18 protein-coding genes and 1 pseudogene are annotated in these 17,982 nt (G+C 61.2%); 8 read left to right on the top strand and 11 right to left on the bottom strand.

The features are described from left to right. Window positions 1-247: 247 nt before the first annotated feature. Window positions 248-555, bottom strand: a pseudogene (locus NKH17_RS18530) (alkylphosphonate utilization protein). 511 nt (window positions 556-1,066) lie between these two features. On the opposite strand from NKH17_RS18530, the gene NKH17_RS18525 reads away from it, so the two are divergent. The 3 genes from NKH17_RS18525 to NKH17_RS18515 all read left to right on the top strand — a co-directional run bounded on the left by NKH17_RS18525 (window position 1,067) and on the right by NKH17_RS18515 (window position 4,343). Next, entirely contained in the window at window positions 1,067-1,654 is a 588-nt protein-coding gene (locus NKH17_RS18525) for a hypothetical protein (protein ID WP_352971715.1), read from the top strand. 336 nt (window positions 1,655-1,990) lie between these two features. Next, window positions 1,991-2,917, top strand: a complete 927-nt coding sequence (locus NKH17_RS18520) for an ArdC family protein (protein WP_352972015.1) — start codon at window positions 1,991-1,993, stop codon at window positions 2,915-2,917. Window positions 2,918-4,031: 1,114 nt separating this feature from the next. After that, a complete protein-coding gene (locus NKH17_RS18515; RefSeq protein ID WP_031213246.1) occupies window positions 4,032-4,343 on the top strand; it encodes a DUF736 domain-containing protein in 312 nt (103 codons plus the stop codon). A 147-nt stretch (window positions 4,344-4,490) separates the two neighbouring features. Here the strand turns inward: NKH17_RS18515 and NKH17_RS18510 are convergent, their stop codons facing one another. After that, a complete protein-coding gene (locus tag NKH17_RS18510) occupies window positions 4,491-5,786 on the bottom strand; it encodes a DUF2130 domain-containing protein (RefSeq protein ID WP_352971712.1) in 1,296 nt (431 codons plus the stop codon). A gap of 327 nt (window positions 5,787-6,113) precedes the next feature. Continuing rightward, window positions 6,114-6,326 (bottom strand): hypothetical protein, encoded by a 213-nt coding sequence (locus NKH17_RS18505; RefSeq protein WP_352971708.1) that lies wholly within the window; start codon window positions 6,324-6,326, stop codon window positions 6,114-6,116. Window positions 6,327-6,819: 493 nt separating this feature from the next. Here NKH17_RS18505 and NKH17_RS18500 point away from each other — a divergent pair, with 493 nt between their 5' ends. Further along, window positions 6,820-7,668 (top strand): thermonuclease family protein, encoded by an 849-nt coding sequence (locus tag NKH17_RS18500; RefSeq protein ID WP_352971705.1) that lies wholly within the window; start codon window positions 6,820-6,822, stop codon window positions 7,666-7,668. A gap of 170 nt (window positions 7,669-7,838) precedes the next feature. On the opposite strand, the gene NKH17_RS18495 is transcribed toward NKH17_RS18500, so the two are convergent. The 3 genes from NKH17_RS18495 to NKH17_RS18485 all read right to left on the bottom strand — a co-directional run bounded on the left by NKH17_RS18495 (window position 7,839) and on the right by NKH17_RS18485 (window position 9,328). Further along, window positions 7,839-8,147 carry a WGR domain-containing protein gene (locus NKH17_RS18495; RefSeq protein ID WP_352971702.1) on the bottom strand — a complete coding sequence of 103 codons (309 nt, stop codon included), beginning with the start codon at window positions 8,145-8,147 and terminating at the stop codon, window positions 7,839-7,841. A gap of 213 nt (window positions 8,148-8,360) precedes the next feature. Beyond that, window positions 8,361-8,702: a hypothetical protein gene (locus NKH17_RS18490; RefSeq protein ID WP_352971699.1), complete on the bottom strand. Its 342-nt coding sequence runs from the start codon at window positions 8,700-8,702 to the stop codon at window positions 8,361-8,363. After that, complete coding sequence (locus NKH17_RS18485) at window positions 8,699-9,328, bottom strand: nucleotide-binding protein (RefSeq protein ID WP_352971696.1); 630 nt, start codon at window positions 9,326-9,328, stop codon at window positions 8,699-8,701. Before NKH17_RS18485 ends, NKH17_RS18490 begins: the two co-directional genes overlap by 4 nt. Between NKH17_RS18485 and NKH17_RS18480 the strand changes: the two genes are divergently transcribed. The 3 genes from NKH17_RS18480 to NKH17_RS18470 all read left to right on the top strand — a co-directional run bounded on the left by NKH17_RS18480 (window position 9,327) and on the right by NKH17_RS18470 (window position 12,392). Then, a complete protein-coding gene (locus NKH17_RS18480; protein ID WP_352971694.1) occupies window positions 9,327-9,560 on the top strand; it encodes a hypothetical protein in 234 nt (77 codons plus the stop codon). The genes NKH17_RS18485 and NKH17_RS18480 overlap by 2 nt on opposite strands. Before the next feature lie 154 nt (window positions 9,561-9,714). Further along, window positions 9,715-10,125 (top strand): hypothetical protein, encoded by a 411-nt coding sequence (locus tag NKH17_RS18475; protein WP_352971691.1) that lies wholly within the window; start codon window positions 9,715-9,717, stop codon window positions 10,123-10,125. A 194-nt stretch (window positions 10,126-10,319) separates the two neighbouring features. After that, the gene (locus tag NKH17_RS18470) at window positions 10,320-12,392 is read left to right on the top strand and encodes a relaxase/mobilization nuclease domain-containing protein (protein ID WP_352971688.1); all 2,073 of its coding nucleotides are present in this window, start codon (window positions 10,320-10,322) and stop codon (window positions 12,390-12,392) included. A gap of 131 nt (window positions 12,393-12,523) precedes the next feature. Here the strand turns inward: NKH17_RS18470 and NKH17_RS18465 are convergent, their stop codons facing one another. The 3 genes from NKH17_RS18465 to NKH17_RS18455 all read right to left on the bottom strand — a co-directional run bounded on the left by NKH17_RS18465 (window position 12,524) and on the right by NKH17_RS18455 (window position 15,272). After that, a complete protein-coding gene (locus NKH17_RS18465; RefSeq protein WP_006205593.1) occupies window positions 12,524-12,805 on the bottom strand; it encodes a helix-turn-helix domain-containing protein in 282 nt (93 codons plus the stop codon). Further along, the gene (locus tag NKH17_RS18460; RefSeq protein ID WP_023819763.1) at window positions 12,802-13,125 is read right to left on the bottom strand and encodes a type II toxin-antitoxin system RelE/ParE family toxin; all 324 of its coding nucleotides are present in this window, start codon (window positions 13,123-13,125) and stop codon (window positions 12,802-12,804) included. The genes NKH17_RS18465 and NKH17_RS18460 overlap by 4 nt, the downstream gene beginning before the upstream one ends. Before the next feature lie 221 nt (window positions 13,126-13,346). After that, window positions 13,347-15,272 carry a type IV secretory system conjugative DNA transfer family protein gene (locus tag NKH17_RS18455; RefSeq protein WP_352971685.1) on the bottom strand — a complete coding sequence of 642 codons (1,926 nt, stop codon included), beginning with the start codon at window positions 15,270-15,272 and terminating at the stop codon, window positions 13,347-13,349. A 3-nt stretch (window positions 15,273-15,275) separates the two neighbouring features. Here NKH17_RS18455 and NKH17_RS18450 point away from each other — a divergent pair, with 3 nt between their 5' ends. Beyond that, entirely contained in the window at window positions 15,276-15,500 is a 225-nt protein-coding gene (locus tag NKH17_RS18450; protein WP_352971682.1) for a hypothetical protein, read from the top strand. Between the two features lie 148 nt (window positions 15,501-15,648). On the opposite strand, the gene virB11 is transcribed toward NKH17_RS18450, so the two are convergent. Both virB11 and virB10 read right to left on the bottom strand, forming a co-directional pair. After that, a complete protein-coding gene (virB11, locus tag NKH17_RS18445; RefSeq protein WP_352971680.1) occupies window positions 15,649-16,695 on the bottom strand; it encodes a P-type DNA transfer ATPase VirB11 in 1,047 nt (348 codons plus the stop codon). Continuing rightward, entirely contained in the window at window positions 16,661-17,980 is a 1,320-nt protein-coding gene (gene virB10 / locus NKH17_RS18440) for a type IV secretion system protein VirB10 (RefSeq protein WP_352971677.1), read from the bottom strand. Before virB10 ends, virB11 begins: the two co-directional genes overlap by 35 nt. Between the last annotated feature and the right edge of the window lie 2 nt (window positions 17,981-17,982).

The following is a 17,982-nucleotide window of genomic DNA, read 5'->3' as shown; positions in this document are numbered from 1 at the left end:
ATCCTGAGGCGGATGGCGGCGATTATTCCGCAATTAAAGCCCCAGCGTACCGACCCCCAACGCCGAAACGCTGCTGATGCCAGGACCTTTCTGGAACGGTATCGATCGAACCTTGCCGCGATCACACAGGAAAGGCAGCACGAAATCGATGCGCTCTCACGCAAACTGGCCAGGCAGGACGCTGCAATCGCAGCACTGCGTGACAGGATCCCGCAGGACCTGCTGCGTGCCTAATACTGGTGCCTGCTTAGCGCTTGCGTACGAATTCGCTTCGCAACACCAGCCCCTTGATCGCATCATGGCGGCAATCGATTTCTTCGGGATTTTCGGAGCCGGATCGACTTGATCACGGTCCCCTGCTTCAGGGGTCTGGCCGGCACCCTTGACCTTGAGGTCCTTGACGAGGACGACGGAGTCGCCATCGGCGAGCACATTGCCGGCGGCATCGCGCACTTCGATGCTGCCGGCGGAAGCTGCAATGGCAGCCATCTCCGACGCTGGTCGCCATTCCCCTGTTGCGTCGTCATAGACATAATCGTCTTTGTGATCGGTCATCGCTGCCCTCGTTTTCGGAGTCGAACACGCTACGCTGTCAGCCCGACATGGGAGCAGGCCAAAGAGTTGATCCGCAGCGGCGGACCGGCGCAGCTCATCTATACCGGCAGGAGCCGAAGTTCAAACCGCTGACGTCCCTCGCGCAGCCTGGCGGGCAGGCGGATTGGCGGCGGGAATGAACACTGCATTTCCTCGCGCATGCCGATGTCCGAATTCATCCCTTGCCGGTCTTCCCGGCGGGTTTGCTGCGGTCTGAACCGGCGGCTGTCCGCTTCAAGGCCGCTATCGCGCCGCGGGGCGGCCGGATCCCGCCGATCTCGGCAAGGCTGGCCCGCGTCCCGCGCAGGGCCAGTGAAGAACTGACCCCGCTTGTCCGCAAGCCAACCTCGCTCGCCTGGCAGGCTCCGGACCCTGAAGCGTCCAGCTTCCGCCGGTTCCTTTTGACCGCACCCGCAGGAAAGACCGGCAAGGGCCGGAACACCTGAAGGGCATCGCTAGAAAGGAAAGCTCAATGTCCAGTTCAACCCGCTCCACCAAGGCCAACGCCCGCGTCGTCCAGCTCCGCAAGGGCACAACCCTCGAAATGGTCAGGCTCTGCTGCCCGGATGGCCACCAGGCCACCCTTATTTTCGAAAGCTTCGGCCTCCCCGTCCTCGACAGCGACGGCATCCGTGAGTTCCATGAGCGCAGCCTGATCGAGAGCGCCGATACGCTCTCCGAAGGCCTTTCCGAAAAGGCCATGCAGATCCACCTGCAAAGGATCGTCGGCTCCCATGTCGGTTCGGCCTATGGAGCAGGCCAGTTCTACTCGAAGGCCGTAACCGAGGCGAAGGACGCCACGGCCAAGCTCGCCAATGACACCCGCGACGAGGACATTGACGGTCCGGTCGGCTTCGACAGCAAGGCCCAGCGCAAGCGCGAATTCGCCGCCGAAATGGGCCTTCAGGCACATGCGCTGCGCATGGCGGCCGAGGGCGCCGTTGCCGCCTACGAGCACATCGTCGGCGAGAGCTGGAAGCCCTACGAACGCCAGACCGAGAACCCCGGCCAGACAGTCAACCGGCAGGCAGCCGATCTCCAGATGGCAGCCCTTGGCTAATCCCAATGGGCGGAGCTTCGGCTCCGCCCAATCCTCTCATACTGAGGCTGGTGTCCGTTTGGGGCGCCGGCCTCTTTGCGTGTGCCAAAGGCACCGAACTCAAAGATGGAGATGGGCCGGTCGTCGAGACCGCGCCAATCGCGGCCGTCACGAATGATGGTCCTGCTCCGGTCCTCGTGCCGCGAAACGGCTGCGCCGTCCTCCACTGACGTTGCGGCCCGCAAGCGACGGTACTCAGCTTCCCCATCGATCGTCCGCGGGTTCGCGGACCTGCGGTCCTGCGCGTGCGGACCTCGTGACGGCCGCGATTGGCGCGGCCTCGAATGGAGGTTTGAAATGGACAGGAAGAGCAACAAGCCCCGCGTCGACATCTACGCGAAAATCACCGATCGTATCGTCGCGGATCTGGAGAAGGGCGTGCGTCCCTGGGTCAAACCGTGGAGCGTTGCGAATACGACCGGTCGCATCACACGGCCGCTCCGTCACAACGGCCTGCCGTATCAAGGGATCAATACACTGCTTTTGTGGTCGGAGGCGGTCGCGAGGGGCTTTGTCTCTCCGGTCTGGATGACGTTCAAGCAGAGTGCGGAGCTCGGGGGTCATGTTCGCAAGGGCGAGACCGGCTCCATGGTTGTTTACGCCAGCCGGTTCACTACGACGGAAACTGACGCGCATGGCGAGGAAGTCGAGCGGGGTATTCCTTTCCTCAAGGCCTACACGGTGTTTTGCGCCGACCAGATTGAAGGTCTGCCGCCCCACTATCATGCGGCGCCAGAGCCTGCCGCCGATCCTGTCCAGCGCATCGAGCACGCCGACCGTTTTTTCGACAACACCGGAGCGGTTGTGCGGTATGGCGGAGACAAGGCCTATTATTCTCCCTCTTCCGACCATGTGCAGTTGCCGTCGCCGGAATTTTTCCGGGACATGGCTTCATTTGTCGCTACGAGAGCGCATGAGACCCTGCATTGGACATCGGCTCCTCACCGGCTGAACAGGGACCTCAGCCGCTACCACAAGGACCGCACGGATCGCGCGCGCGAAGAATTGCTCGTGGAGTTGGGTGCTGCGATGCTCTGCGCGGACCTCGATATCGTCCCTGAGCTCGAGCCGAGGCCCGATCATGCCGCCTATATTCAGGGCTGGGCCAGCCTGCTGGGCAGCGACAAGCGGGCGATCTTTCAGGCAGCCGCCCACGCACAACGCGCGGTCAATTATCTCCACGAATTCCAGCCGCAGGCGGAAGAATTGGCGAGTGCGGCCTGATGTTACGCGCTCAACTGTTACAAGGGGGCCCGAGCCCCCTCGATCCGCTTTCGCGTCATCAGTCTGGGCGCGGGAGTGCAATCGACCCCCTCGTCCTGATGGCGGCACACGGTTATTTTAGCGCTATATTCGCCGATACTTGCTGGGAAGCGGCCGTTGTCTACGACCATCTTCGCTGGTTGCCTCGCCGAATGTGCTGCCCTTTGCGCCAAATCTCCCCAACGTCGCTGAGGGCAAGCATTGGGCATCGATTCCCGCTTTACCCCGGCACCGTCGACCGGGATTTCCATGCGGATAAGCCGAGCCGCGAGGCCATAGAGAAGCGCATAATTCGGCAGAATTGCCTCAACTAGGTCGACATCTTGACGTGGCCGGCTAATGCCAGCTCGACCTTTGGCCAAATGAGGGATGTGCGGCGTGTGGTGGTCCAGTTTGGCAAGCGTCGTTCGCTCGGCAGAGCACACCAGGCTGAGGCCCCGCCTTGCGGCTGGCCCCGTTCGGGCGGTAACCCGGGGCCGAACCCTGATCAGCCGGCTGGTGCCGGCGTCCAGCCCAAAGATGCCTATCGATGTCCGCTATGCGGCCGCTCCTGCTTGAACAGCAGATTATCGGGCTCCTGGGACTCGCCTCGCGGCCCGTCATCGTTCGACCGATATCAGGAGGCGGGTGCGTTTCTTTCCGAGCTGTCCGTCGTTCTACAATGAGGCGTGACGGGGACGGCCAGGCTTGATGATGCCTGACGTTAGTCGAAGTTGCGGTGATCATGCCGATGGGAGCTCGACCGTCGTCTGGCCGGCGGTTTCATGGAAAGGCCCACCACCTGCGTCCTCGATGGGGCTGGTCTGACCGAAGGCCGTCTTCGCTTCGCTGCGCCTCGTTCTCAAACCCGCAACAGCCGGTTCGCGACTTTCTTCCCCTGGCGGCTGCGCCGCCATTCCGCGCGGAACAAGAAAGCCTCCCCCTGGCTGCCCTTCACTGTCGTTGCGGCCCTAAGGACCACCCCATGCGCGCGCGCAATGGGGACCCCGGTGGGTGCGGGCCGATCGCCTCCGGTCTGTCGACCGCCATCGAGGTCGCGGTGGTCGCGACCCGAGAAACTCAAGGAGACGACATCATGGCTACCATCGGCAACTTCACTTCCTCGGACAACGGCTTTGCGGGCACGATCAAGACGCTTAACCTCAACGTCAAGGCCAAGCTGGTCCGCGTCGACAACCCCTCCGACAAGGGTCCCCACTTCCGCATCTTCTCGGGTCCGGTCGAGCTGGGTGCGGCCTGGCAGAAGGTTTCCAGGGAAACCGGGCGTGACTACCTCTCGGTCAAGCTGGACGACCCGAGCTTCCCCGCTCCGATCTACGCTACCCTGATCGAGGTGGAGGGAGAGGAAGGCCTGCAGCTGATCTGGTCTCGCCCCAACCGGGACTGATCGCCTCGACGAGGGCTCCGCCGCAAGGCGGGGCCTTCGGCCTTCCCCAAACGAACGTGGGCAGGCGGAAGGAATCAGCATGACGAAGCGATGGCTGCGGAGCAGGGACTCGGATCCCGTCTTCGCCTTGGCCGACCTGAAGGTCTCCTATTCAGTTTCAGGCCAAGAGGCTTCAATCGCCAGCACATCCAGCCCCTCAATCTCCTGCATCACCTTTCCGGCGATACCCTGCAAGTCACCATACATGCCGACGGTCGCCTCGATCACCACTTGGATCTGCGCCTCGCGCTTGGCCCACAGGCGTGTTGTGGCCTTGCGTTCCTTGGCGAGATCCTCCTGCATATCGGAGAATTTCTCCACGATCGCCTCGACGCGGTGGCGGAACCGCGGACCGGTCAGATAGCCGTAGACCTGCTCCATTTTGGTGGCCTGGCCGTCCTGGGCGAGGCGGGAGTTCGCCAGCTCAATCAGGGATTGCCGAAGCATGATAGCGATCGGGATCGCACATTTGGGATGGGCGACATAGACTCCGTCCACAAGATCGAAGGTTTCCACGCCGGGAGGCAACGCTTCCGATACCATCAGCGCGATATCCGCTTTCGCGGCTCGTTGATCTCCTCTGAGCTTACCTAGCCAGCCCTGGCTCCAGTTCTTTGTGCGTTTCGATTCCCACAAAATGGCGCCGCATGGCTGGCCGGCCGGTCCGACCACGCGGTGCAGGACATCTCCGCCGAACTCACCCTTGGCAACCGGTTCGATGCTGTCCATCGGGAATCGGCTGGCTATGAGAGACTCCAGCTCAAGCTCGAGGACCTCGCCCTGCAGCTGCTGAGAACCCTGTTCCGCACGGCGCTTCAGCTCCTCAATCTGACGCTGCATGCCGGCGATCTGCTCTTCTTTTTCCGCGACCTTCATTTTGAGGCCGTCCTCGGCTTCGGACCTCGCCTTTACGCGAACGGCGTCCAATCCTTCCTGGATCTTCCTTTCGATGGTCAGCGCCATCTCGCGCTTTTCATCGTCAAGTGCACGCTGCTGTTTCAGGAATTCCGCCTGTTGCTGCTGGGCCTCGGCGAGCTTTTCGTCGCGCGCCTTCAACGTAGCCTTGAGCTCGGCAAGCTTGCTATCCCTGTCCTCCAGATCTACCGAAAGCAGCAATTTTGCCTTGCGGGCTTCCTCGACAACGATTTCGGCACGCTCAAGCTTGATTTGCTCAGCCACTTGGTTGCCGATGTCCTCTTTGGCGGCGTCGATCGCCGCCCGCTCACGTTTAAGCTCTTCCTCCCGGGCCGCCATGGACGTGTTGCTCTGCGCCAAGCGCCGTTCATACTCCTCGCGAGTCGCGGCAATCAGCGGCGCCGCAAGCGACTCGTTGAGCTTGATCTCCGTTTTGCAGCTTGGGCAACTGATTGTCGGTTCATTGAGAATCCTGGGCTGGACAGTCATTGGCGGGCTGACTCACTGAGGGCTGATGTAGTCCCAGACTATATATTATCGACCGCTTTTGGAAAAGAACAAACAGCGAACACTGGTGTTATCCCCAGCGTGCGGACGGAATGGCTATTTCGTCGTCGAATTCCCGCAAAACGGCACGGTGAATCCACCGTCTTCTACGAATGACTGTTTCTCTTTTGCGATCTGATCGGCAATCCGCGGGAACTTGACCCGAGAATGAAATCAAACACCGCTTGAGGCTGACCCAGCCCTGTCGCCTGCAGGGCTGCCGGAATCCTCGCTGCGGCTTCGGCCTGTTCGGCAAGCAGCGAGCTTCCGCTAACGCCCACATTTCTCCGCTATTGCGGCGATACATTCCTCGAGACGCTCCAGGCGCGATTTCGCAATACGAAGTTCATTCCCGGCGTCGAAACGTCGATGGCGCCGCTGAGGTGTGGTCGCAATGAGGTTGCGCTCCAGTTCGGCAATGTGCGCACGCACCTGTCGGGCATCGTCCTGACGCAACGCCTTGATCCATCCACGCCCGCGCATCAGTCTTCCTGCCAGCACCCCGAAAGTCATGCCCGAGTTATGCCACCGAGACCCTAATTTGCGGCAAGCCGAAACAGTCGAAATTTAACTTCCGCTAATGCGATTATATTTTTGACGAGGCGTTCATCCGGTGGAACGGCACCAGGATCGGTGAAGGACCTCTACGGGCCTTGCTCGGTTGAACTCGTGCCCTTGGGCGCGAAAAAACACGTCCATCTGAACCTCTGGTATGCCTCGAACTCATATGCGGAATGATCGTTCGATAGAACGTCATCAATCGCTCGCAGAGATGACATGGTGCTGCTCGACTGAGCAAATGCAGGGCCCGCAGACAAGGCCTACATGGCGGATGCGAATAGAAGCCGTTTCATGACAGCTCCTAGAATAGGCAACGTCCCTTCAATTTCATAACAAGCGAGCCGTTGAGCGGGTCCGATAGGATTCTGGACTTTGCGAGTATTTTGGGCGCATTCTTTCGCCGGGGAGAAGGGGCTTGGATAAATCCCGCTACGATGATCGGTCAAGCTCGTTGCGCAAGCGTACTGGCGCAGGACGCTCGCTCGTACGCCGCTGGGCCAGAGTGCCGATGCGCCTGGTCTTCGTGACCGTGGCTGCGGTTTCCGCTCTGGTGACGCAGTTTGTCATGCATAACAGCGGGTCGCTGCCGGAAATCAATCTGCAGAACGTAATCAAGCCGAGACCGGTAGCAATTTCTGGGGTCGCATCTGTGATCGACGGCGACACGATCGAGATCCATGGCCAGCGCATTCGCTTCAATGGTATCGATGCACCGGAGTCAGCACAGCAGTGCGACGACGCCAACGGCTTCCACTATCAATGTGGCGCGAAGTCCGCCGCCGCTCTCGATGCCTTTCTCGCCGCCTCGCGACCGACCCAGTGCACGTTTGTGTCATGGGATCGGTACGGCCGCTATGTCGGCAATTGCAGGCGGGCCGATGGTGCCAGCGTCGCCGCCTGGATGGTCGAGAACGGCGAAGCTCTTGATTGGCCAAAATACAGCCAAGGTGCCTACGCCATGCTGCAGGAGAAGGCCAAGGCAGCAAGGGTTGGCATCTGGGCAGGAACGTTTGAAGCGCCCTGGGACTGGCGTGCCGAGCATCGCGCTGACAACGAACAGCCATCGACGATCGCTCCCCTGCTCGCTGCATCGCCCGGTGCCTGCAAGATCAAGGGCAACATCAACGCCCGTGGTGAGCACATCTATCACATGCCTGGCCAAGAGTATTATGATCGCACCGTCATATCGACCAGCAAGGGAGAGCGGTGGTTCTGCAGCGACGAAGAGGCGGTGGCCGCCGGTTGGCGCAAAGCAAAGCGTTAAGCCACAAGGGCAGGTGTTGCCCTGCTTTTATACTGCGCTGGCGCGGGCCGTGGGAACGGTGAGTGCTTCGGCAGGGCCCCGAAAGTGCGAGCATGCGGCAGCGTCGAGATCACTGACTTCACGACTGGCGACATCGCGCCAGCGCCGCGTACACGAGCGACTTCCGTTCCTCACGTCGCCCCAGCGGCTACCCTGTCAACTAGACAACCAGACGGGATCGCTTCTGCGCGTAGGGCGGATCGCGGCTGATAGCCGCGCATCCGCTTGGCGCGCAGCAGCGCGAGGAAAAGGGCGACGGCTTCGCCCTCGGTATCAAAGGAGTGCTGTACCGTGCGGCCGGTGGTTCCGATCCGGCCCCAACGCCGGACCAGGCAGGTCTGGCCGAACAGGGTCTCCTCGATCGACAGTGCATAGAAGCGCGCCATGTTCCGATCCGCGTCGCGGCGTTCGATACAGAGGCGATAGAGCTGCGCGATCATTGCGGACAGAATCGCGCAGCCGGACGCGCGCGTCCAATGAATGGTTTGAATCAGCGGACGCGGATCGATTCACTCTGGTGATGGATGGAACCGAACGTCAGTCGTTCAGCAGCGTCTTTGATGGCCTTCCCCGGGGAGATCTAGCCAATCCTCGTTGGGCCGTATCGTGCGCCGTCGGTCGTAACCAAAATCGACGCTGATTGGCGCGTCTGGCTACTTCGGCTGCCGGGCAAGGAATTCCGTTATCAGACCCTGAACCACCTCCTGCATGGTTGTCCTGTTGCGCGCGCAATGGACCTGCAGCTCGATCATCTGCGAGACCGGAATGCGCGTGTGCAGCCGGGCTGTCCCGCCGTCTGCCTTTGGCCCTTCAATCTTCGCTTTCGCCTCTCCGGCAGACCGGGTTCTCGTCTGCTGCTCCAGGTTGTCCGTTTCGCTGATGCTGGATTCCACTATGGCAGCCATGTTGCGCGAGAACGGATCATCCGAACGGGCACGCGGTTTCAAGGCAGGCAGCGGCAATTGGTTTGCGGTCCGATCGTTTTTCTCGTTCATTGCGGGGTGGCTCCGTTCAGTTTGCGGATGATCTCGGCGGTCAGGGCATTCGTCTGGTCGCGAGCGTCCTGCACCGCCTTGTTCACGGGCTGGACTTCGTAAAGCGTCCCGGCGGTTGCGATTGAGGCGAAGGTCGGCCGTTGCGACAGAAAGGTCTCAAGCACGCTGGCGTCGGCCTGCCGCAGCAGCTGGATCGCCGTGCGAAAGGCCATCGTGTTGTGCTCGATCCCCGAAACCATGTTGAGCATCACCGCGTAGGGAATTTCGCGATGGCGTCCGCCAAGGGAGCGGATGTGCCGGATCAGACCGAGGCATTGCTTGACATCGAAGACATGCGCTTTCGTCGGGATCAGCACGAAGTCGGCGTTGGCGACGGCCGGTCCGAGGGCGGCCACGGCCGTGCCTTGGACGTCGACCAGCAGCAGGTCCTCGGCGTCGGATTGGGCCAGGCGATCGATCAGTTCGTCGGTCGAGTTGATGGGGATGACGTCGATGTTTGAAAGCGCGTACCCGGCGCGGCGACTGTTTTTGCTCCACTCCAGCGCTGACAGTTGCGGATCGGTGTCGAGCACCGCCACCCGATGACCGGCGGCGGCGAACTCGCCAGCGAGCAGGATGGTGGTCATGGTCTTGCCGACCCCGCCTTTGGGAGAGGCCACTGTGATTTGCACCGCGCGTTGTTCCGGCATTGTTTTTTCCAATGTTGCGTACCTTGGCGTCAAGGCGCATAGGCGATTTGGCGCCAAAGTGACTTTCTTGCATTATGACTATGCGCCGATGCAACAAAGTGCCGAGGCGCATAAGTACCTGTGTGATAATATGAATTTGCACATCGGTGCAATGTCCCAGGATGCATGACCGGCTCTGGATTAATGTGTCAGTGAGTCAGTATAATGTTTCCTATTGAATTGACAAGATACGCAATTTGGGTCCAAATTGGCTGAGCAGGTCGTCGCTTCGCTTCGACCTGGGCCGTCTTCGGCGTGAGGCCCATCCGCCATAGCGAGGAATTTTGGACACCAGCGCCGCCCACAAGGACACCCGAAAGCGCTCCCGGATCGATATTGGGCCGGAGGCGGGCGCGCTCCTGGATGAGGCCTGCAAGGTGTTCCAGCTTGACCGAGCGGAGACGTTGCGGCGCATTATCCGGGCCAGCCTGGATGTCGGTCCCGCTCTGTCAGCTGAGAATTCACGCACTGTCGCGGCGTTGGCCTCGCAAGTCCGGATGGTCGGCCGAAACCTCAGCCAGCTTCGCCATGCCATTCATTCCGGCCACGCTGCCCCCATGGAGGCGGCGTTGCCGATATGGGAAGCGCTGGATGAGAGGGTGAAAGCTGTCGACGCCGAATTGACGGCGATGACGATCGCCCATGGCCTGAAACTTCGGAAGGCGGCGCATCTGCTGGATGGTGAGGGCGCGTGAACCTCGACCAGTCTTCCATACAGGCCATAGCCGATCGGATTCGCGCGAGCGCGGCTTTCGAAGAAGAGAACCGCAAACGCCGGCATCGGGCCATGTTGTCCTTTGCTGCAAATGACGATGATTGGTTGTTCAAGACGGTTCGCGGCCGGAAGGGGGAGGGCGGTCTCGGGGCAAGCCAGCCACCGGAACCCGCCGTGCCGCGCTCGTCTCCCGGGGAACTGGAGCCGCCGCGCGGTAAAGCCGGGCGCCTGAACCTCGCCCTGCCAGCGAAGCGACGGAAGCTCGCCGGCGGACCTCGGCCGAGGGCCGCTGCCGACAAGCTGGCGGCCGGGTATCAGCCGGCCGTTCTGAAGGTGATTTCCTACGGGCATGGCGTCACAAGGGCAGCCGCCATCGGTCAATATATCCAGAAGGAGGGCGTCGCGCTCGAGACGCATGACGCGCGTATCCTGGCAACGCAGGAAGCTGTTGCCGAGGAAATGAAACAGTGGGGCAAGGGTTTCGACAAGCGGCGGGAGAGCGAGGATGTGGCGACGTTTCGGCTTTCGCTGGGAGGGCAGGAGAATGCCGAGCGCCTTTCACAGGCAGTTCAGGCAGGTTTCGCCGGCCACGGTTTCGCCTATCGTATCGACACACTGCAGGACGGATCGAGCGTCGCGCGCGTCGTCGCGACCATGGCAGGACACAGCGTCGTGCGGGGTGAGAACGGGGACGACAAGGTGAAGCATCGGTTTCACTTTTCGGATCGACGCCAGCAGGATCGCCAGTTCTCGGCACCGACCCGGGCCATGATCGCCTCGCGGATCTCCGAGGCGCTTGGGGTCAAGGAGGATACCGTTTCGGTGAAGCCAATTGGGGAGCCCAGCCACGGCAAAGCCGGTGTCGTGTTCCAGCTCGCGCGCCTTAGCCATGACGGAGCGGCGATCGGCGCCGACGGCGCCGCGATCGCGTCTGAGGAGGCGGTTCGGCAGACCGCGCAGTCCTGGGACAAGACCCTGAATTCCTACAAGCCTCGCGACACCATGCACATGATCCTGTCGGCCAAGGCGGGCGAGGACAGGCAAGCTCTGGTAAGGGCCGCACGTGGGTTCCTGCATGAGCAGTTCCCCAATCACAAATTCGCCTTCGGCATGCATGCCGACATGGCCGAGGAGGGCGGTCATATTCATGTCCACGCCATCGTTGCGGTGAAGGGTGAGGACGGTGAGCGCTTGCGACCAGGTCCGGCCCAGCTTCGCGAATGGCGCGCGCTCTATGCCCAGCACGCACAAGCGCAGGGCATGAAAATCGTCGCGACCTCCGCGGCCTATCGAGCGTCATCACAAAGCTATGGCCCGCGCGACAAGGCGATTGTGGCCACGGCCGAAAAGCCGCGGCCGGGCAGGGAGGCGCGTGACCGCGCCTACGCCCGTGCAAACCCGCACGTCATCGAGAAAGCCCGCCAGCGGATCGACTACGCGAGGGCCAACCCGATAAAGATTCCGATTTCGGCGCGCCAGCTGCAGGCCACCCAGGCAAGCCTTCGGGACTGGCACTCGGTTGCTGCTTCCCGGCCGGATAACGCGATAGCGAGTCAATTCATTGTTCGGATGACGCAAGCTTCCCGATCCGGTACTGTTGTGGTCGCTATTCGAGATGGAAAGGGTGTTCAAATGAGTTCAGATGCCACCGCGGACCAGATGCGGGAAAACCTAAAACAGATCAACGAGACCGTTAACAAGACAGCGGCCATGATGAACGGCCAGACGAAAGCGGAGTTCTTACGGCGCGCAGCGCCCACCATGGAACTGCTGGCGATCCGGACGGATCTCAAATCCCTGCAGGAAGGCGGCGTCACGCATGTCAGCGAAGACCAGGCCCATCGGATTGCCGGCGCGCGCGCCGAAGCTTTGATCCATCGCGCCCAGGAGATCGAGGCCGCTGAGCGGCTTGAGGCCGATCGCGCTCGCGAGATCCGTAATCGCGCCATCGAGCAGGAGATCCGCGACGAACGAGCCGGATCGGCTGATCCGACCTCGCTTGAGCAGGTTGCGCAAGACCGCGAAATGGTGCGCAACGCCGAAAGCATCGCCGCGAAGGAAGCGCGCGAGGCACAAGCCGCAAGCGAAGCCGCGCGATCATTGGCACAGAATCCTAACGAGCGGCTTGATCCCGAGATCGTCAAAGGCGAACGGCTCGAAGAACTGCAGCGCCTGCAGTCGAGGAGCATCAACACCGCTCCAGTCGAAGGCGAAGAGCCGGATTCACAGAAGCCGCAAAAGCAGTAGTTGCCTCGCCACGCAGCACTGCGTGGGCTCGTTGTTCCCTAAGCCGGACGCTGCAGCGGCTCCGTTCGGCACACGCTCGCGTCCAAACGCGGATGTACTCCGAGGAAAGACGAGGATTAGATATCTCGTGATTATGCAACCTCCTTCACCCGGATTTCTATATCCAGGTGAGCGGAGGCGGCGATGTTGACGAGCGCGTCAAGCGAGAACTTGGCGAGCTTACCGCGCAGCAGATCATTGATACGAGGGCGCGTCAGGCCGAGCCGCTTGGCGGCTTCCTCCTGGGGAATGCCCCAACGCTGGACTGCCTTACGGATTTCGTAGAGCAGCGCCGAGCGCGCTTTAAGGTTTGCTGCCTCCTGTTCGGTGTCCGCCAGGGCATCCCAGACGTTCTCATAGATTTCTACGTTCATCGTTCTGCCTTCCATCGTTTTAGCCGTTGAGCCGCCAGATCGAGGTCTTTCTTGGATGTGGCCTGTGCCTTCTTCTGGAACGCATGAAGCACCAAAACGCGGTCCTCTAGGGTCGCCAGATAGATGACGCGAAACGCTCCCGATGCCTCCCGAACCCTGATTTCCCTGACGCCGGCCCCCACGATCTGCATAGGTTTCCAGTCGTCGGGATCGTCGCCGCGCTGGACAAGTTCGAGCTGCCAGCCGGCCTCTATCCGCGCATCGTCAGGAAACGCTCGAACATCCGCCCGGCTGCTTCCAAGCCATTCAATCACCTTCATCGGGGTGCACTGTATCGGTTTTGATACATGTTGGGTAGAGTGAAAATCAATCGCGTTTTACGGACCAGCAATCAGCTCACGTCCCCACCAAGAACCGGGAGGCGCAACGAAACGGTTCGATGCGCCCGCCATCGGATTAGAGACGCTTCGTCTTGTTCTCACACTCGACATAGGCACCGAAGGCACAAATCGCTCATTTGTATTCAACTGAATTTCACGTCCTAGCGATCGCCGTGACGTCTAATTTGATCCTGCAGCGCCTCAAGAGCGGCTGACGGTACCCCGTCGACATCTCCGCTATCCACTGACGGTGACAGGGAACGAGCGCCGGCCTCCACTTCCTGATCGAGCGATGCGAGCAGCGCGGCGATCGACGTGGACTTGTTTCCCGGCCGGACTTGGAATTGCAAGACACTCGCCTTGCCTTCAGACGCACTCGGGTCGGACGTCTTTGATGCTGCCGGCGCCGATCGCCGGCCAAGGGTGGGAAGCGGCCGCGGCACATCATCAGCCGTCTGATCGGCCCGCTTCGGCTTCAACTCCGGAAGTTCAGCGGCGACCTCGCTCTTTGCTTCAGCCTCACCGCCCGTGGAAAGGCCTGAGCTTGGCAGCACCTGTGGTGCGTCCGCGCTGTCGCTCTTTACTTTCGGCTTTAACGCGACGGGATCAGCCCTTTCAGCCGCCGCACCAGTCGCACGCGGTACCGCATCGACATAGGCTGTATCGCCCGAAACCGGCGCTTCGACGGTATAGGGTTCCCCCAACTCGAAAGGTGCCGCCGGCGCGTTGTTAGCCGCCGCTTCGACCTCCGCCATGGAGCGCAGCGGAAGATCCTGCCATCGTGAGAGAGGCGGAACCTTCAAGCGCCGGTGCCGAAATTCCTGATAGGTCGCCTTATAGGGAGCGTCCTTATAATAGGTGATCTTGCGCACCATGAAACCAGGGGGGCTCGAACCCAGAACCACGGCCTGCTTCGCCGGCATTTGCCGAAGCTCCGCCGCCGTCCGGAACGGCCTTTCCTGATAACTTAAACTCTTGTCTCGGGCCCCAAATATACCTTGACCAGCCCTGATGATCGGGGTGGGCACCTCGATCGTGGTCGGTCCCAGCATTAAAGAGACATGTTCCGAGGTCTCCACGTCGTTCATGCGGATGAAAAGCTTCACCTGACACGCGGTCACCGTGGTGTGCCGCGTCGCTTTTCCATAGACTTCGTCAAGCTGGGCAAGATCCTGCAGGATCAGGACCATGCGAAAGCCATAGCCCGCGTTGATCGCCAGCTTGGAAACGATGGACTCCATTTTGCCGAGCTGGCGAAACTCGTCGATCATCACCAGGACCTGATAGGGCTCGTCCGGGCCTGGCGAGGAAGCCATCAGCACATCATGGATTTGCTGAACCAGGAGTTTGATGATGGGCCGGAACACGTCGAGCTGCGCCACCGAGCAGCCGATGAAGAGAGCCGTCGGGTCCTTGCGAAACTTCGAGATATCGAAATCGGTCGACGCCGTAGCGGCTGCAACGAGATCATTGGTCCAGGGGTTGAGAGCCGCCGTCAGGTTGAAGTAGGCCGAGTTTCGCGTTTCCTTTTCCAGCGCAATGAACTGGTTGAGCCCGTGCACGACCCACGAAGGCAGATATTTTTCCTCTTCATTGCGGATATTCGTCAGCACTCTGAGAAAATCCACGCCGGTCGAAAGAAGCATCGCGACGGCGCGCAAATGACGCTGCCCCTCATAGCGTGGTGACGTCAGCACATAGCCGATCATGGCCGAAAGCAGCTGCCGGCCGGCGCGCGCCCAGATCTCGGAACTTCCTGTCGCCTCGGGGATGATGAAGGAGGAGACCACCGCGCAGTCCGTCGGCATGCGCGCATCGCGCCGGATGAAATCCAGCGGATTATAGCGATGCGAATCCTGCTCGCCGGGCGAAAAGAAAAAGACCTTATCGCCGAGAGCCTGCCGGTGCGCACCGAACGCCTCGAAGTTCTCCCGCTTCGGATCGAACCACACCGAGGATCCCCGCCACATGTAACCGTTCGGAATGACAAAGCTGACGCCCTTGCCGGATCGGGTCGGCCCGACCACCAAGACGTGCGCGGGCTCGTCCGAGCGAATCGTCGCCCCACCCATCTTGCCGAGGATCAAGCCTTGCTTTGCCAGCAGGTTTTTCCTTTCGGCGTCCATAATCGTGCCGAACCGCGCATTGCCGTAGTGCTTTGGCTTGCGGTTGATCAGGCTTGCAAAGATCAGGCCGACGCCGATCGCCACGACAACCGCGACCGCGATCGCGCCCCGGATGATCGTCTCGCCCTGCGTGGGATGATAGGCCAGGCGCTGGCTGAAATGCTGCCAGGCAACGAACAGGCCGCTTAGGCTGCGTTGCGCGTTCTGGTATTTTAGAAGCCCCCAGCGCGAGCCTTCAGAGGGCAGCGCGGGATTCCACCGCCATGTCGCCACCAGCTCGTAGGCCAGGCTCCAAAGGGCAAAGAAGGCGGCGAGGCCGATGAGGCCGAGGAGAAGCCTATAAGCGAATACGCGAGACATTCTGGGGAACCTTTCTGGCGGCTCTCCATTCGGTCATGCGGTTGAACCAGATCGCCGAAGTTCCGCGCCAGCCGCCCCGGCGCGTTTGTTGGATCACAATCGGCAGGACCGACCGCACGTAATCGATGATTTCTGCCTTGCTCAGCCCGAGCCCAGCCTGCATGACCATCAATGCTAGCTGCTCAAACGCACCGGTCGGGCTGTCCGCATGGATCGTCGTGATCGATCCGGGATGACCTGTGTTGACGGCGCGCAAGAACGAATAGGCTTCCGCTCCCCGGATCTCGCCCAGGAAGATTCGATCCGGCCGCAACCGCATGGCGGCTTGCAGCAGCGTTTCAACGGTCACGTGCGCCAGGCCCTGGTCGCCCTTTGATGCGACGAGGGGCAGATAGTTGGGCTGGTGTGGTTTAACCTCTCGCGTATCCTCAATGGTGAGGATCCGCTCATCCGAAGGCACCTCGTGCAAAATCGCGTTCAGAAACGTCGTTTTGCCCGACGATGTGCCTCCTGAAAGCAGGATCGAATACCGTTCCCGCACGGCCAGGCGGAGGAAATCCTCGATCTTGCCGGCGTCGAGATATTCGCAAAGGGCGCTGTCGGTCTCGCTCAATTCGCCGGGATCCTGGACGGAGATCGTATCGAACGACCCCCGCTTCCGGTAATCGTCAAGGCGCATATCCTTCACGACCTGCTTGCGGATCGCGAAGGCGCCTCCTGTCGGCGTCGCCGGCGCAAGCACGCCCTGGAAGCGTTCGCCGCCGGGGAGGGCGGCCGAAAGCAAGGGATTTTCCTCGCTGATCGATTGCGAGGATGATGCCGCTATACGCTCCATGAGGTAGGTGATCGCGGCGCGGTCGAGCTCGGGGACGTCGAAGGGCTCCATATGTGTCGAGCCAACAATTTCGACCCACACAAGTCCAGGGCCGTTTGCACAGATTTCGACCACGCGATCGTCGTCGAGCCAGCGCCGCACCGGCTCCAGCGCCTTATTTAGAAAGACGGTTCTTTGCGGCCCGCTCACGTCGTATCTCCGTCAATGCCTCGCGCACCGGGTCCGGATAGAACTCGGAAAAATCGAGGTCCCGGCGGACGAACACTATGATGCGCGACCCCTGATCGACATGGATCGTGGGCGCGATATTGATTGAATTTCGAAGCGCCTCTTCGGCAATGCGGTTGAGGCTTTGCGAAATCTGTTGCGCGCCGATCTGGCGCGCGCTCTGCAAGTATTGGTTGGGCTGCGTCTGGATTGTCACCGTCTGTCCGGTCTGCGGGTCCGTGTAGGTCTGGTTGGTGTTCGACCCATTCTGGTCGTTGCCAAGGTTGGCGATGAATTGCGTCGCACCGCCCACGACACTTAGAAGGATCGCCGAGCCGAACCGCTCGAAATAATGGTTGTCGACCTCGCCCGGCATGCCGCTGCGACCGAGCTCGTCGGTGCCGGTCGAGCCGAGCTGCACCGACATGCCGTCCGATCGAAGCAGGCGTGTCCACACTATGAACACCCGCGTTTGGCCGGTTGCGAGACCACTGCGATATTCACCGATAAGGCGGGAGCCAGCGGGGATCAAAACCCTGCGACCGTCGAATGACCACACATCCTCCGACACGACGGCCCGAACCATACCGGCAAGATCGCTCTGGATCGCGGTCTCGAGTACGCCCTTGATCATCGTCCCTTGGGCGACCAGAGCGTCCGTGCGCGGGTTCATCGTGACTTTCGATGTATCCGCTCCGCTCTGGCTCGCCCTTGCCAAAAAACGCCGATTGGGGTCCTCCTCGCCCTCGCCCTCGCCCGCGTTTACGGCCGCCGCTGCATCCGCTCCATTGCCGCCGAGCGCTGATGCACTGCCAGGCGCATCGCCGCTATCGACGACGAGCTGCTTGGCGCGCAAGCGCTCCCATTTGCGGCGCTCCTCTTCTTCTTGCCTGCGCCGTTCTTCCTCAGCCAGACGACGGGCCTCGGAATCATCCTGCACCTGTGGTGGAGCTGCAGGCGGTTGCAAGGCTGGTGGAGGGGGAGGCGGAGCCTCGACCATCGCCGGCGGCTCCTCGGGAGCCGTCGGGATTTTCAGGGTGCCGTTATCAAGCTGAGGACGCGGCGTATCGAGCCCCGGTGCGGGAAACTGTGTGGTGTGAAACTCCTCGCCATCCGACGCCGTCAACAGCGGCTTGTCTGGCGCACGCGTCGCCGCATAGATCATCCAGCCGGCGAAGACCACCGCACCCAGCGGCACCACGATCTTGAAGAATGTGCTCGCCCCGAATTTTGGCGGGGCGACCGCCGTGCCTTCCTCGGCGAGCATTC

Source organism: Mesorhizobium sp. M1334, from assembly GCF_040317995.1.
Taxonomy (GTDB): Bacteria; Pseudomonadota; Alphaproteobacteria; order Rhizobiales; family Rhizobiaceae; genus Mesorhizobium.
Note: the sequence above shows the minus strand (reverse complement) of the source record. Positions and strands in the feature narration are given on the sequence as shown.